12 protein-coding genes are annotated in these 15,803 nt (G+C 69.2%); 7 read left to right on the top strand and 5 right to left on the bottom strand.

The features are described 5' to 3' along the window. Positions 1-6 precede the first annotated feature (6 nt). From AB0O65_RS06025 to rpsT, 6 genes are all read left to right on the top strand, one after another. Positions 7-990 carry an ABC transporter permease gene (locus AB0O65_RS06025; protein ID WP_071642930.1) on the top strand — a complete coding sequence of 328 codons (984 nt, stop codon included), beginning with the start codon at positions 7-9 and terminating at the stop codon, positions 988-990. A gap of 1 nt (position 991) precedes the next feature. After that, positions 992-1,924, top strand: a complete 933-nt coding sequence (locus AB0O65_RS06020; protein WP_071642927.1) for an ABC transporter permease — start codon at positions 992-994, stop codon at positions 1,922-1,924. Beyond that, positions 1,921-3,849, top strand: coding sequence for an ABC transporter ATP-binding protein (locus AB0O65_RS06015; protein WP_191713314.1), 1,929 nt, complete (start codon positions 1,921-1,923; stop codon positions 3,847-3,849). Before AB0O65_RS06020 ends, AB0O65_RS06015 begins: the two co-directional genes overlap by 4 nt. Before the next feature lie 105 nt (positions 3,850-3,954). Beyond that, positions 3,955-5,664, top strand: a complete 1,710-nt coding sequence (locus AB0O65_RS06010; RefSeq protein WP_071642923.1) for an ABC transporter family substrate-binding protein — start codon at positions 3,955-3,957, stop codon at positions 5,662-5,664. 67 nt (positions 5,665-5,731) lie between these two features. Continuing rightward, complete coding sequence (locus tag AB0O65_RS06005) at positions 5,732-6,514, top strand: alpha/beta hydrolase (protein ID WP_363383662.1); 783 nt, start codon at positions 5,732-5,734, stop codon at positions 6,512-6,514. A 105-nt stretch (positions 6,515-6,619) separates the two neighbouring features. After that, positions 6,620-6,880, top strand: a complete 261-nt coding sequence (rpsT, locus tag AB0O65_RS06000) for a 30S ribosomal protein S20 (protein ID WP_071642921.1) — start codon at positions 6,620-6,622, stop codon at positions 6,878-6,880. A gap of 112 nt (positions 6,881-6,992) precedes the next feature. Here rpsT and holA read toward each other — a convergent pair whose 3' ends face one another. The 5 genes from holA to pabB all read right to left on the bottom strand — a co-directional run bounded on the left by holA (position 6,993) and on the right by pabB (position 15,070). Next, a complete protein-coding gene (gene holA / locus AB0O65_RS05995; protein ID WP_363383660.1) occupies positions 6,993-8,039 on the bottom strand; it encodes a DNA polymerase III subunit delta in 1,047 nt (348 codons plus the stop codon). A gap of 44 nt (positions 8,040-8,083) precedes the next feature. After that, positions 8,084-10,342 (bottom strand): ComEC/Rec2 family competence protein, encoded by a 2,259-nt coding sequence (locus AB0O65_RS05990; protein WP_363383658.1) that lies wholly within the window; start codon positions 10,340-10,342, stop codon positions 8,084-8,086. Continuing rightward, the gene (locus AB0O65_RS05985) at positions 10,339-11,019 is read right to left on the bottom strand and encodes a ComEA family DNA-binding protein (RefSeq protein ID WP_363383656.1); all 681 of its coding nucleotides are present in this window, start codon (positions 11,017-11,019) and stop codon (positions 10,339-10,341) included. The genes AB0O65_RS05990 and AB0O65_RS05985 overlap by 4 nt, the downstream gene beginning before the upstream one ends. Positions 11,020-11,125: 106 nt before the next feature. Then, on the bottom strand, positions 11,126-13,618 hold the full coding sequence (gene leuS, locus AB0O65_RS05980; RefSeq protein ID WP_363383654.1) for a leucine--tRNA ligase: 2,493 nt from the start codon (positions 13,616-13,618) through the stop codon (positions 11,126-11,128). Between the two features lie 111 nt (positions 13,619-13,729). Further along, positions 13,730-15,070, bottom strand: coding sequence for an aminodeoxychorismate synthase component I (pabB, locus tag AB0O65_RS05975; RefSeq protein ID WP_363383652.1), 1,341 nt, complete (start codon positions 15,068-15,070; stop codon positions 13,730-13,732). Between the two features lie 42 nt (positions 15,071-15,112). On the opposite strand from pabB, the gene AB0O65_RS05970 reads away from it, so the two are divergent. Next, a complete protein-coding gene (locus AB0O65_RS05970; RefSeq protein WP_071642999.1) occupies positions 15,113-15,790 on the top strand; it encodes a VTT domain-containing protein in 678 nt (225 codons plus the stop codon). Positions 15,791-15,803: the final 13 nt, after the last annotated feature.

Raw genomic sequence — 15,803 nt, 5'->3', positions numbered from 1 at the left:
TTCACCTTGATCAAGTATCTCGTGCGCCGGACACTCGGCTGGCTGCTCATGATCGTGGTCGCGACGAATGTCACCTACTTCCTTGCCTGGTCATTCCTCGATCCGCGAAGCAACTACGTCGGCCGCAAGCCCCCCTTGAGCCCTGAGCAGATCGAAGGTCTGCTCGGGCCGCGAAACCTCAGCGAGAGCACGCCGCTGCTCGAGAGGTGGTGGACCTGGCTCACCGGCATCCTGCTCCGGTGGGACTGGGGCCTGAGCCCCACCGGCGGCTCGGTGAACAACGAGATCGGCTACCGCATGTGGGTCAGCGCCGAGCTGGTGCTCGGGGCGACCATCATCATGACCGTCCTCGGCATCTGGATCGGCGTGTACACGGCATCCCACCAGTACAAGCTGGGTGACCGCATCTGGCAGGCCGTGTCGATCATCACGATGAACATCAACATCATCGTCGCGGCACTCGCCGTCGTCATCCTGGCCATCAACTTCAACAACTGGATCGGCACCCGCGTCTTCTACGTCACCGGCTCCTCGAGCCAGGGGGTGACCGGGTTCTTCCCGGTGCTCGTCGATGCGCTGCAGCATCTGATCCTGCCGACCATCGCGCTCGTCGTGACCGGATACGCCGGAACGCACTTCCTGCAGCGCTCCCTGCTGCTCGACAACATCAGTGCCGACTACGTGCGCACCGCTCGCGCGAAGGGCCTGACCAAGTCCCAGGCGATCCGGCGGCACGCGCTGCGCACGTCGCTGATCCCCGTCGCCACGCAGGTGGCGTTCTCGATCCCGGCGATCTTCACCGGCGCCATCCTGACCGAGACGATCTTCGCCTGGCAGGGCATGGGCCGCTACTTCCTGACCACGATCAACGGCAACGACGTGCACGGCGTGGTCGCCGTCGCCGCCTTCGGCGCCGTCCTGACCGCGATCGGCGCCGTGCTCGCCGACATCGCCGTCGTGGTCCTCGACCCGCGAGTGAGGGTGAGCTGACATGACCAACCAGATGATCGACTCCCAGATCCAGCCGCCCGTCGGGCCCGACACGACCGCCGAGCGGGTGCCGGCCAAGCAGATGTCGAAGTGGACGCTCTACACGCGCCGGTTCATGCGCAACAAGCCGGCCGTGTTCGGCATCGTCGTCTTCGTCCTGCTCGCGCTGGCATCCGTCGTCGTCCCGCCGCTGTCCGGCTGGGATGTCAACGAGATGGACTTCCTCAACCTCTCCACCGGCCCCTCGTCCGACCACTTCTTCGGCACGAACGCCTCGGGCAACGACACGTTCACGCAGACCTTCGTCGGCCTGCAGCGATCGCTGATGATCGCCCTCGTCGTCTCCATCGGTGTGACGGTGATCTCCGCGATCGTCGGCACCGCGGCGGCCTACTTCGGCGGATTCGTCGAGCGGACGACCCTCATCGTCATCCACTTCTTCATGGTGGTGCCCACCTTCCTCATCCTCGCCCTGGTCTCGAACAACGCCGGCGGTGACTGGCGGGTGATCTCGCTGGCGCTGATCTTCATCGGCTGGTTCTTCCCCGCTCGCGTGATCTGGACGATGGCACTGTCGCTGCGCGAGCGCGAGTACGTGCACGCCGCGCGCTACATGGGCGTGCCCGGAATGCGCGTGGTGCTGCGTCACCTGCTGCCGAACGTCGGCTCGCTGCTCGTGATCAACTTCACCCTGGGGGTGGTCGCCGCGGTGATGACGGAGACCGGTCTGTCGTTCATCGGCTTCGGCGTGAAGATCCCCGACGTGTCGCTCGGCTCGCTGATCGGCGAGGGAGCGGCCAGCGTCACCAGCGCGCCGTGGCTGTTCTACTTCCCCGCGCTGGCCCTCACCCTGCTGACCGTGTCGATGGCGCTCGTCGCCGACGGTCTGCGGGATGCCCTCGATCCCACCTCTGCGGCAGGAGGCCGTGCATGAGCAACGTACTCTCCGTCCGTGACCTCAGGGTCAGCTTCGCGTCCGAAGCCGGCCGCGTCGACGCCGTGCGCGGCGTCTCCTTCGATCTCGAGGCGGGCAAGACGCTCGGCATCGTCGGCGAGTCCGGCTCGGGCAAGTCGGTCACCTCGCTGGCCATCATGGGGCTGCTCGACGAGAACGCCCGCGTGACCGGATCGATCCAGTTCGAGGGCGAGGAGCTGCTGGGCAAGACCGACAAGCAGATGTCGGTCATCCGCGGCAACGGCATGGCGATGGTCTTCCAGGATCCCCTCACCTCGCTCACTCCCGTGTTCACCATCGGCGACCAGCTCATCGAGGCGCTCACCGTGCACCGCAGCCTCTCGCGCAGCGATGCATGGGAGCGGTCGCTCGAGCTGCTGCGCCTGGTCGGCATCCCCGAGCCCGAGAAGCGGATGAAGTCGTTCCCGCACGAGTTCTCCGGCGGTATGCGTCAGCGCGTGGTGATCGCCATCGCCATGGCCAACAACCCGCGCCTCATCATCTGCGATGAGCCGACGACCGCCCTCGATGTGACCATCCAGGCGCAGATCCTCGATCTCATCGAGAAGGCGCAGAACGAGACGGGCGCCGCGGTGATCATGATCACCCACGACATGGGAGTGGTCGCGCGCACCGCCGACGACGTCATGGTCATGTACGCCGGCAAGCCCGTCGAGCACGCCCCGGCGCACGAGCTGTTCCACCGCACACGGATGCCGTACTCGATCGGCCTTCTGGGAGCCATCCCGCGCGTCGACAAGGTCGAGAAGGAGCCGCTGATCCCCATCAAGGGCAATCCGCCGCTGCTGATCGATCTGCCTGACGCGTGCCCGTTCGCCGCGCGCTGCCCGATCGCCGTGGCCGCCTGCGTCGAGCGGGAGCCCGAGCTGCTGCCCGTGGCCACCGGCGGTGGACAGGCGCATCTGGCTGCCTGCATCCGAGCCGACGAGATCGACGACGACGGACGCATCGGCGGCCTGCCGGTGTACCCGGTCGAGCCGATCCCGGAGAGCGACCTGACCCGCACGCCGCGCGAGCAGCGTCCGGTGACGCTCGAAGTGCGCAACATGGTCAAGACCTTCCCGCTCACCAAGGGCGCCTTCCTCAAGCGCAAGGTCGGCGAGGTGCACGCGGTCAAGGGCGTCAGCTTCGACGTGCGCGAGGGCGAGACCATGGCCATCGTGGGCGAGTCCGGATCGGGCAAGACCACGACGCTGCTGCAGATCATGGACTTCGAGAAGCAGGCCGACGGCGACATCATCATCGCGGGCACGAGCGTGAACGAGCTGCACGACCGCAAGCTGGAGCGCCGGCTGCGCCGCGACATCCAGATCGTGTTCCAGGACCCGATGGGTGCACTCGATCCGCGCATGACCGTCACCGACATCATCGCCGAGCCGATGCGCGCCATCGGGATGGCGAAGGATGACGTCAATGCCCGGGTGCAGGAGCTGATGGACCTGGTGGGGCTGAACCCTGCGCACCGCGACCGCTTCCCCGGGGCGTTCTCGGGTGGTCAGCGTCAGCGCATCGGAATCGCCCGTGCGCTGTCGACCAACCCGAAGATCATCGTGCTCGACGAGCCGGTGTCGGCGCTCGACGTGTCGATCCAGGCCGGCGTGATCAACCTGCTCGACGAGCTGAAGGTGAAGCTCGGGCTGTCGTACCTCTTCGTCGCCCACGACCTGTCGGTGATCCGTCACATCGCCGACCGTGTCGCGGTGATGTACCTCGGCGAGTTCGTCGAGCACGGCGACGTCGACGAGGTCTTCGACAACCCCCAGCACCCGTACACGCAGGCGCTGCTGTCGGCCATTCCCGTGCCCGATCCCGATGTCGAGCGCACCCGCCAGCGGGTCGTGTTCGACCCGGAGACGATGTCGACGCGTCCGGCGACTGTCTGATCACCGTCCGATAACAGTTAGTCCCGATTCACTGTCGCGCCCGCCGCATGCGCACGAGCGCAACTATTCTCCCCATATGACACGCCGCAAGGCGAAAGGAGCACCATGAAGCAGCAGAAGCTGATGGGAGCGCTGGCACTCACCGGCGCTTTCGCACTCGTCCTCACCGGGTGCGCCTCTGACACCGGAGACAACGGTGGCAGCGGCGATGACGGCAGCGCAGCCGAGACCTCGGCCGCGGACTACAACCCGCAGCCGCGCGAGAACCTCAAGGAGGGCGGCACGGTCAACTTCCCGATCAACGAGATCCCGGAGCAGCTGAACTCCTTCCACGGTGACGGCAGCGCCGACACCGCCCGCGTCGCCGCGTGGTACATGCCGCAGATCCTGCTGCAGAAGCCGGACGGCACGCCCTACAAGCACGACGCGTACCTCGACGAGTGGAAGATCGACACGGTCGACGGCAAGACGCAGATCACCTTCACGTTCACCGACGAGGCCACCTGGAACGACGGCACGCCGATGGACTGGACGGCGATCGACGCGACGTGGAAGGCCAGCCGCTCCACCGAGGAGGGCTTCGTCCCCAACGCCACCGACGGCTACAAGGAGATCGAGAAGGTCGAGCAGGGCGACACCCCCAAGACCGCGATCGTCACCTTCAAGGGCGAGTTCGCCTGGCCGCAGATGCCGTTCCTGACGGGCATCATCCACCCGGCGCTGGCCGACCCGGACACCTTCAACTCCGCGATGATCGACGACCCGCACGCCGAGTGGGGCGCAGGCCCGTACACGGTCGACGAGTTCGACGCGAACAAGGACTTCATCTCGTTCAAGCCGAACGACAAGTGGTGGGGCGACAAGCCGCTGCTCGACACGGTCACCTTCAAGGGCATGGACTCGCAGGCCTCGATCAACGCGTTCAAGAACGGCGAGATCGACATGGTCGGCGTGGGCACCAAGGACCGCCTCGCGCAGGTCAAGGACATGAAGGACATCGAGATCTACCGCGCGCAGCAGACCGCCAACACGCTGCTCGAGGTCGACGCCGAGAAGCCGCAGTTCGCGGACGTCAAGGTGCGCGAGGCGTTCTTCAAGGCGATCGACATCGACCAGCAGAAGAAGATCGCGTGGAACGGCCTGGATTACGAAGAGGAGCCGGCCGGCTCGCTGACCCTCTTCTCGTTCCAGCCCGGCTACAGCAACGCGCTCGAGGAGGCCGGCTACAAGTTCGACGTCGAGGGCGCCAAGAAGCTGCTCGACGAGGCGGGCTGGAAGGAGGGCTCCGACGGCATCCGCGAGAAGGACGGCGTCAAGCTCTCGGTCACCTACCCGATCCACAACGACGACCCGACCCAGAAGGCCCTCGCGCAGTCGATCCAGGCTCAGGAGAAGGCCATCGGCATCGATGTCAAGGTGGACGTCCGCCCGGCGAACAAGTTCGCCGAGGACTACAACTCCAAGAACTGGGACATCTTCAGCCTGCGCTTCACCTCGTCCGACCCGTTCGGTGCGGCCTGGTTCTGCCAGCTGTACTGCCAGGACATGGGCCTGAACCTCTCGGGCGTGCAGACGCCGGAGATGGATGAGCGCATCCACGAAGAGGTCGAGTCGATCAACGACCCCGAGAAGCAGACGGCCGCGGCCATGAAGCTCGAGGCCGAGATCTTCCAGGACTGGGGCCTCATCCCGCTGTACAACGGACCGTCCATCTCGGCGGCCAAGACGGGACTCGCCAACCTGACGCCCGAGCCCTACGTGGGCCTGGACCTCTTCGGCGTGCAGCCGGTTGAGAACGTCGGCTGGGAGAAGTAAGCACCGCATCATGTGAGCGGGGCCGGTGGGTGATCCACCGGCCCCGCTTTCTTCATATGCTGATGGGGTGAGCGTCCAGGTCGTCTTCGTGCACGGCATCCGCACGTCATCGACCATGTGGCGCTCGCAGCTCGACTGGCTGGCCGAGAACGGCATCCCGGCGACGGCGATCGATCTTCCCGCGCACGGCATGCGGATGGACGAGGACTTCACCCTGCACGAGGCGCTGCACACCATCGATGCCGCGGTGCGGGATGCGGCCCGGCACGGACCCGTGCTGCTGGTGGGCCACTCGATGGGCGGGCTGCTCTCGCTGGCCTACGCCGGCGGCGAGGACACGCCGCCGATCGCGGGCGTCGTGGCCGTGTCGTGCACGGCGATCCCCCGCGGCGCGGCGCTGCGCGCGTACCGTGTTCTGGCCCGGGCGATGAACTCGCTGCCGCAGCGAGGGCAGTGGCTCACCGATCGGGTGCTGGCCGCGACCCTCCCGGTCGACACCCGCGGCGACTTCGCCGCCGGCGGCTACGCGTTCGACGCGCAGGATGCCGCGCTGAGCAGCCTCGCCGCTCTGGATCTGGAGGCGGCTCTCCCGCGCATCCGCGTGCCGCTGTGGTTCGTGAACGGGCAGTTCGACCAGCTGCGGGTGAACGAGGCGCTGTTCCAGCGTCTCGCACCGCATGCCGAGCTGATCGTCGTGCCCCACGCCACGCATCTGGTGACGGCGATGCGCCCGACGGTGTTCAACGCGGTGCTGCGCCTGGCGCTGGCGGTCGTGGATGCCAGGAGCCGAGGTCGGGCGGATCGGGCGCACCCGCGGGGGCGTGCTGCACCAGCGCCTGACTACTGGTAGCATTGACTCTTGGCTTGCGTGTGGGTTCGTCCCTCACGACCGCTGTGCGACGTCCCTCTACCGTCGGCAGCACACCGAATCCATCCAGACAGAAAGTGTCCACACGTGGCAAACATCAAGTCGCAGATCAAGCGCAACAAGACCAACCTGAAGGCTCAGGAGCGCAACCGCGCCGTCAAGAGCGAGCTGAAGACGCTGGTTCGCAAGACCCGCGAGGCCATCGCCTCCGGCGACAAGGAGGCCGCAGAGGGCGCCCTCAAGATCGCGTCCGTGAAGCTCGACAAGGCCGTCAGCAAGGGCGTCGTGCACAAGAACCAGGCGAAGAACCGCAAGTCGGCCATCGCCAAGAAGGTCGCCGCTCTCTGAGCCTCCGCATTCTGCTTCGAAGGCCCGTCCCGTTCGCGGGGCGGGCCTTCTGCTGTGTCGGGAAGGCTGTCCTGAGCGCCCTTCGATTCGCTTCGCTCGCTCGGGAGCCGCGTCAGCGGGTCGACGCGAACGCGTCGCGGGTGGCGACCACCGTCACCATGCGCTCGAGCGCGAAGATCGGGTCGCGCGCGGCGCCCTTGACCTCCGCGTCCGCGCGCGCGGTCGCCTGGATCGCCATGCCGAGCGAGCGCTCGTTCCACCCCGCGAGGTCTTTCCTGGCGCGGTCGACCTGCCAGTCCTTCATGCCGAGCTGCTGCGCGAGCTGACGGCTGGGCTCTCGACGGCCGGCGACGCGCGCCATGGTGCGCAGCTTCATGGCGAACGCCGCGACCATCGGCACGGGGTCGGCTCCGGATGCCAGGGCGTGACGCAGCGCGACGAGGGCCTCGCCGTAGCGACCGGCGATGGCCGTGTCGGCGACGACGAACGCCGACACCTCGACGCGACCGCCGTAGTACTTCGTGATGACGTCATCGGTGATGTCGCCCTCCACGTCGCCGATCAGCTGCTGACAGGCGGCAGCGAGCTCGGTGAGGTCGTCGGCGAAGGCCGAGACGAGAGCGCGCAGCGCGGTGGGCTGGATCCGCTTCTTCACGGCCCTGAACTCGCCGGCGGCGAAGTCGACACGATCGGAGTCGCGCTTGACCGCTGCGCACGGGATCTCGATGCCGCCGCCGGTGCCTGCGCGGACAGCGTCGAGAAGCTTCTTGCCGCGCACCGTCGCGCCGGTGTGCCGCAGGATGACGGTAGCCCCCTCTTGAGGGGCCTCGAGGTAGCGCACGGCCTCCTGCAGGAAGGCGCCGGTGCACTTCTCGACGCCGGCGACGCGCACCAGTCGCGGCTCGCCGAACAGCGACGGCGAGGTGAGGGTGAGCAGCGTGCCCTCGGCGTAGTCGTCGGCGCGGATGTCGCTGACCTCGAGCGCCGGGTCCTCGGCGCGCAGGTAGTCGCGCACCCCGGCGATCGCGCGCTCGGCGAGCACCTCCTCGGGCCCGGAGACGAGAACGATCGGCGCCGGGCGCGGCTCGCGCCACGACACCTGCGGGATCTTGGTGCCCTTCGCGGCCGTGCTGCGTGCCGAAGAACGAGGAGCTGCCATGCTCTCAGCCTACCGGCGGGTGCCGACCCTGCTTCCTGGTGCTGTCACTCCTGGCGCTCCGTCCACACCACGAGTCGCCCACCCTGCTCGCCGAGCAGCACGAGGCCGCGCCGATCGGTGCGCAGGGCACGCGAGCCGGCCGCCTCGAGCATGATCAGCGTCTCCTTGCGCGGATGCCCGTAGTCGTTGTCCTCCCCCACGCTGATCAGCGCTGCGGGTGCCGCGATCTGCGCGTACAGTGCGGGCTCCTGGTCGCGGCTGCCGTGATGCGCGACCTTGACCACCGCGTACTCGCCGCCGACCCGACCGCTCGCCAGCAGCTGACGCTGAGGAGCGGCGGAGAGGTCGCCGAGCATCAGCATCCGGGGCACTCCCCCGCCGGCGATGTCGACGACGATGCTCGCGTCGTTGCCGCTGGGGAACGCCGCCGAGTCAGGCGGCGGCCAGACGACGCGCCACTCGGCCGATCCGAGCGACCCGTGCGTGCCCACCGCTCCGCCCCGCAGAGCGGCGCCGCCTGCGGCGAGCTCATCCAGGATCCGCTGGTCCGCAGGCTCGGCGACGGGCCCGTGCAGCACCGTGTCGACGCGGCCGGCCAGCGAAGTCGCCGCTCCCACGTGGTCGAGGTCGAAGTGCGTGAGCACGAGCAGATCGATGCGGTCGGTGCCGGTCTGTGCCAGGCATCCGGTGAGGGCATCCGGATCCGCACCCGTGTCCACGAGCGCGGTCTGCGAGCCCGAGCGGATGAGCACCGCATCGCCCTGCCCGATATCGCACGCGGCGATCGTCCATGCACGCGGAGTGGTCATCGATGCGAGCGGCCCGCGCAGCAGCATCCCTGCGACCGAGGCGGCCGACGCGATGACCACCACGGCGGCCGCGACAAGACGCAGCCGCCGTGAGCGCGGGCGCACGAGCACGAGCGTCGCAGCCGCGCTGATCACGGCGACCACGGTGGCCGCGAGCGGACCGGCCGGCACCGCAGCTGTCGCGCCGGGCAGCGACACCGACACCGTCGCGGTGGTCTGGATCCAGGCGGCGGGCAGCCAGGCAGCCGCCGCGAGCAGATCGGCCAGCGGCGGCACCGGGGAGGTGAGACAGGCGAGCAGCCCGATCACCGTCGCGATGGGGGCTGCGGGGGCGGCGAGGAGGTTCGCGACGACACCCACCACCGACTGCGTCTCCGAGAACAGGGCGACGATCGGTCCGCACACCAGCTGGGCCGCGAGGGGCACCGACAGGGCGAGGGCGAGCGGCACGGGCATCCAGCGCCCGAGCCCGCGCAGCAGCGGACGGGACAGCACCAGCAGCGCGGCGGTCGCCGCAGCCGACAGCGCGAACCCCGGTGTCGCGGCCAGCCACGGGTCGGCGATCAGCAGTCCGCAGACCGCCAGCGACAGCATGGCCAGCCCCGCGCTCGGCCGCCCGATCAGCAGGGTGAGCATCGCGAGCGCGGCCATCACCGAGGCGCGGATCACGCTGGGCTCGGGGGTGACCAGCACGACGAAGGCACCCAGCGCGAGAAGCGAGAGCGCCACCCGCAGCGCGCGACCGCCGCCGAGCAGCGAGACGAGCCAGAACACCGCCGCGACCACGATCGCGCAGTTCGCCCCGCTGACGGCCGTGAGGTGGCTGAGTCCGGATGCCAGCATCGCCGCGCTCACCTCTTCCGACACCGCCCTCGTGTCGCCCACCGCGAGGCCAGGGAGCAGCCCTGCGCCCGGTTCGGGAAGTCCGCTCGCACGCTGGATGAACTCGGCGCGCGTGGTCGCGGCGACCGCGAAGACCCCCGAGGCCGGCGCCGTCACCTCGGCGCGGACGCCGAAGAGAACCAGAGCGGCGCGCTCACCGGCATCCGTGCGCTTGCCCTGACCCGTGACGCGCAGCACCGCACCGAGATCCGCTCCGTCGATCGGTGCGACGCCGACCCGGATCGGGCCGGCGACGCGCTGCGGGTGCCCGGGCGGACCGATCGCGATGGTCTGCGCGTCGAACCACAGACGCCCATCGCCGCCGAGGGATGCGGATGAGCTCACCTCGACGAGCGCCTCGACGACGTGCCCGTCCTGCGCCGTGAGGGCGTCGCGGGCCGGCTGTGCGGCCGCGACGGTCGCGGCGAGACCCGCACCGCACAGCAGCACGAGCACGACGAGACCCGCTCGACGACGACGGAGGATCACCAGCAGCACCGCTCCGATCAGCGCGATCGGGATGGTGGGCCCGGCGAGCCGAGGTACGTGGATGAGCAGCAGTGCCGCGCCCCAGAGCACGACGGCCACCACGCTCGTGCGCAGGTCGGTCACACCCGCACCTTCTCGCGCATGCCGGCGAGCAGCTTCTCGCCGATCCCCGGCACGGCCAGCAGGTCGTCGACAGCACGGAATCGACCGTTCTCATCGCGCCAGTCGATGATCCGCTGCGCCAGCGCCGGACCGATGCGCGGCAGCGTCTCGAGCGCCGTCTGGTCGGCGGTGTTGAGGTTCACGATCCCGTCCGCCGCCCCGGCACCGACGCCGGTCCCCGCGCCCCCGACTCCTCCCTCTGGGGCTCCGGCCGACGGCTCAGCGCCCATCTTCGGCACGACGATCTGCTCGCCGTCGCTCAGCGGACGCGCGAGGTTCACGGCCTGCAGGTCGGCGGATTCGAGCGTGCCGCCGGCAGCCGCCAGAGCGTCGACCAGCCGCGCGTCCGGATCGACGATGTACAGGCCGGGGGCGGCGACCTCGCCGAGCACATGCACGTACAGCCCCTCGGGCGGCGCGACGGCAGAGCCGCCACGCGTGTCGTCACCGGTGGCCGCCGACGCCGACGCTGCGCCGTCCAGCGCGATGCTCTCGGTCGGGGCCGCCTGGCCGCGCAGGATCCCCCAGCCGACCGCGGCCGACAGCACCACGAGCCCCAGCGTCACCGCGGCGCCGACGCCGAGCCTCAGACGCGGGCGCGCACGGGCATCCGGCTCTGCGGACTCGTCGGCTGACACCCTGTCACGCTAGGGCGCGCGGCACGGACGACTGCAGACAGATCCCGGCGACTGTGCACAACTCGCACGAGACGGCGAGCTGTGCACAGCCGCCGTGAAGAGTCGATCAGCCCTTGACGGCGAAGTTGACGATCTTCGGCGCACGCACGATGACGCGCACGATCTCCTTGCCCTCCAGGGCGCGCTGCACCTTCTCGTCGGCGCGGGCGGCGGCTTCCAGATCGGCGTCGGAGATGTCGGCGGCGACCTCGAGGGTCGCGCGCACCTTGCCGTTCACCTGCACGGCGGTGGTGACGGTGTCCTCCACGAGCAGGGCGGGGTCGGCATCCGGCCACTGCACGGCGCTGACCGACGGCTCGTGACCGAGGCGAGCCCACATCTCCTCACCCGTGTGCGGCGAGATGAGCTCGAGGATCATCGCGACGGTCTCGGCGGCCTCGCGCACGGCGGGGTCGGCGGCTCCGGCGCCGGTGTCGATCGTCTTGCGGATGCCGTTCACCAGCTCCATCAGACGCGCGACGACGACGTTGAACTTCGTCTGCTCGACGAGCGCCGGCGCATCGGCAAGCAGACGGTGCGTGATGCGGCGCAGGGCCGCGTCACCGGCATCCGGTGCCGTTCCCGGCTCGCTCGCCACCTCGTCGGCGACGCGCAGCGCGCGAGAGAGGAACTTCTGCGCGCCCGACAGCGACACGCCGTTCCACTCCTTGTCGTCCTCCACCGGACCGGCGAAGGCGAGGCCCAGGCGCAGAGCGTCGGCACCGTACTGCCCGAGCAGGTCGGACAGCTCGACGAGGTTGCCCTTGCTCTTCGACATCTTCGCGCCGTCCATGATGACCATGCCCTGGTTCACCAGGTTCGAGAACGGCTCCTCGAAGTCGATCAGGCCGAGATCGAAGAGCACCTTCGTGATGAACCGGGCGTACAGCAGGTGCAGGATCGCGTGCTCGACACCGCCGAAGTACCCGTCGACCGGCGCCCAGCGCTTGGCCTCGGCGGGGTCGAACGCGAATTCGGAGCTGTTCGGCGACAGGAAGCGCAGGAAGTACCACGAGCTGTCGACAAAGGTGTCCATGGTGTCGGCGTCGCGCAGCGCGGGCTCACCCGATGCGGGATCGACGGTGCGCACCCACGACTCGGCCGCGCCCAGCGGCGACGAGCCCTTCGGGCGCAGGTCGAGGCCGTCGACGCTCGGCAGCTGCACGGGCAGACGGTCTTCGGGCACGGGCACGACGCTGCCGTCGTCGAGGTGCAGCATCGGGATTGGCGTGCCCCAGAAGCGCTGGCGCGAGATCAACCAGTCGCGCAGGCGGTAGTTCTTCGCCGCGCGGCCGGTGCCCGCCTCGCCGAGCGTGGCGATGGTGCGGGCGATGGCCTCGGCCTTGGCCAGACCGTCGAGATCGCCCGACCCGGTCATCCGGCCGTTGCCGATCAGCGCGGTGCCGGTCACGGCGGGATCGAGCTCGGCGAGGTCGTCTCCCTCGTTCGCACCGCCGGTGACGGTCGTGTCGACGACGACCCTGACCGGCAGGTCGAACGCGCGAGCGAAGTCCAGGTCACGCTGATCGTGCGCGGGCACGGCCATCACCGCGCCGTGGCCGTAGTCGGCCAGCACGTAGTCGGCGGCCCACACCGGCATCCGCTCGCCGTTCACCGGGTTGATCGCATAGCGCTCGAGGAACACGCCGGTCTTCGGACGGTCGGTCGACTGCCGCTCGATCTCGGTCTGCTTCTGCACCGTCTCGAGGTAGTCCTGGAAGCGCATCCGCACCTCCGACGACGACCCGGATGCCAGTTCCGCAGCCAGGTCGGAGTCGGGGGCGACCACGAAGAACGTCGCCCCGTGCAGCGTGTCGGGCCGCGTCGTGAACACGGTCACCGGCTCGTCGCGACCCTCGATCACGAAGTCGACGTCGGCACCGGTGGATCGGCCGATCCAGTTGCGCTGCATCTGCAGCACCTTGTGCGGCCAGTGCCCCTCGAGAGTGTCGAGGTCGTCGAGCAGACGGTCGGCGTACTCGGTGATCTTGAAGTACCACTGCGTGAGCTTCTTCTTCACGACTTCGGTGCCGCAGCGCTCGCAGCGGCCGTCGACGACCTGCTCGTTGGCGAGCACGGTCTGGTCGTTCGGGCACCAGTTCACGGCGCTCTTCTTGCGATACGCCAGTCCGCGCTCGTACAGCTTCAGGAACAGCCACTGGTTCCAGCGGTAGTACTCGGGGTCGGAGGTGTGCAGCACGCGCGACCAGTCGTACGACATGCCGTAGCCGCGGAACCCGGCCTTGTGCTGGTCGATGTTCTTGTAGGTCCACTCCCGCGGGTCGGCGCCGCGCTTGATCGCCGCGTTCTCGGCGGGCAGCCCGAAAGAGTCCCAGCCGATCGGGTTGAGCACGTTGTGCCCGCGGTGCCGCCAGTACCGCGCGACGATGTCGGGGTACAGGTAGTTGATGGCGTGACCCATGTGCAGGTCGCCCGACGGGTACGGGAACATGCCGAGGATGTACTTGCGGGGCCGCTCGTCGCCGTCGCCGCCGGCCTCGAACGTCTCGTTCTCGGCCCAGTACTCCTGCCACTTGAGCTGGATGTCGTGCGCGGACATCACTTCAGGGGACTCGGCGTGGGACGCGTGCTCGGTCAAGGAACGGCCAATCTGACGATGCGGAACGGCCCGGAAATCGGGCCCTTCCAGGGTATCGCGAGCGGCATGCGGTCAGGAAACCGGCAGCAGGTCGCGCCAGGGCTGCGGCAGCGCGGCGCCGAGCGCGGCGAGTGGAGCGCGTGCCTTCGTTGCGACCTCCGCAACCTCGGCGTCCGGTCGGGAGAGCCAGGTGATCCCCCCACCGGCGCCGACGGATGCCGAATCCGCGTCGATCACGATCGTGCGGATGACCATGGCGAGGTCGACTCTGCCGTCGAGGCCGACGTGACCGAAGCACCCCGAGTAGATGCCGCGGGGCCCCTTCTCGAGGCGGTGCAGGATCGTCATCGCCGACAGCTTCGGCGCACCGGTCATGCTGCCCGCCGGGAAAGCGGCGTCGCACAGGTCACCGAACGTCACGCCGTCGCGCAGCCGTGCGCTGACGGTGCTCACCAGCTGATGCACCGCCGGGTAGCTCTCGACGTGCCACAGCCGCTCGACCTGGACCGTGCCAGGAGCACCCACATGCGAGAGGTCGTTGCGCATGAGGTCGACGATCATGACGTTCTCGGCGCGCTCCTTGGCATCCGTCTGCAGCTCTTCGGCGAGCCGCACGTCGTCGGCCGGCGTGACTCCTCGCGGTCGGGTGCCCTTGATCGGACTCGTCGACACGCGCCCGGCCCCCGTAGTGAGGAACTGCTCGGGACTGGCGCTGAGCACGTGCTGCCCCCCCACCCGCAGGTAGCCGCCGTGATGCGCGGGCGTCGCCGCGCGCAGCCGCAGGTACACGGCGAAGGGATCGTCGGGACGGGCGGCGGTGAACCGGGTGGTGAGGCACAGCTGGTACGCATCGCCGCGCCGGATCGCCGCGCGGCACTCCTCGACGAGGGCGCTGTACTCGGCGACCCCGTGCCGCGCCGCGGCGTCGCGCGTCGGTGCCGCCGGCGGGGGCGGCTCGATCGGCATCGCGGCGAGCGCGTCGTGCACCTCGGCCGACCACGCCTCGAGGTCGGTCTCCGGCGCGAGAGCGTGCACCGTTCCGGTGGTGTGGTCGAGGGCGACGGCACGTGTGACGGCGATCCACGTGGGCGCCGCGGGGCTGTCGGCGATCGGGGCGCCGTTCGCCGCCGCGCCGTGCTCGTAGGGCAGCCACCCCACCCAGCCGCCGAGGAACGGGATCCCGGATGCCTCAGCCGCACCGCTCAGGTCGACGCGGCGCACCGTCTCGGGGTCGTCCTCCACGGGGCCGGTGCCGATGATGCTCCACCCCTCGCGCGGGTCGGTTCCGGCATCCAGCCAGAACGCCGCCCCGGCATCGTCGAACAGGTGCGCGAAGAGAGAGCCGACGTCGGAACGGTGCGCGTCCACCGGACGCGCCACGACGTGTGCGGTGAGGGGAAGCGGTGCGGGCACCTTCACAGCGTATGGCTCCGCCGCAGGCTTTACGCTCGTGGGGTGAACGACATCGTGCTCTGGGTCATCGAGGCCGTTCAGGCCGTCGATCCTGTGCTGCGCACGGTGCTGGCCGGTCTGGCGATCATGCTCGAGACGAGCATCCTGATCGGCCTGGTCGTGCCGGGCGACACGGTCGTACTCGTCGCGGCGATCGGCGTCGACGGCTGGGTGGAGGGCATCGCCCTGGGCGTGACCGTGGTGATCGGCGCGCTGATCGGCGAGTCGATCGGATTCTGGCTCGGCACGTGGGCGGGTCCGTACATCCGCGCGTCGTGGCTGGGGCGCCGGATCGGCGAGGAGCAGTGGCGGCGATCGGAGCGGTACCTGCGTCGACGTGGTGGGGTGGCGATCTTCCTCTCCCGGTTCCTGCCCGTGCTGCACTCCCTCGTTCCGCTGACGGTCGGCATGAGCGGATACGCATATCGCCGGTTCATCGCCTGGACGCTGCCCGCCTGTGTGCTGTGGGCCGCGCTGTACGTGGGTGTCGCAGCGACCGCGGCGGGCAGCTACCCCGAGCTGTCGGAGAGGGTGCACTACGCCGGGTACGTGTTCGTCGGCGTGATCGTCGTGCTGCTCCTGGTGCTGCTCGTCGGCAAGAAGCTGCTCGCCCGCCGCGAGGAGCGCCACATGCTCCGGATCAGCGACACCGATGAGGGCGGGCAGCAGAGCGGACAGTGACCGTCGCGTGCGA

Origin of the sequence: Microbacterium sp. NPDC077391 (assembly GCF_040686955.1) — a bacterium.
Taxonomy (GTDB): Bacteria; Actinomycetota; Actinomycetes; order Actinomycetales; family Microbacteriaceae; genus Microbacterium; species Microbacterium commune.
Note: the sequence above shows the minus strand (reverse complement) of the source record. Positions and strands in the feature narration are given on the sequence as shown.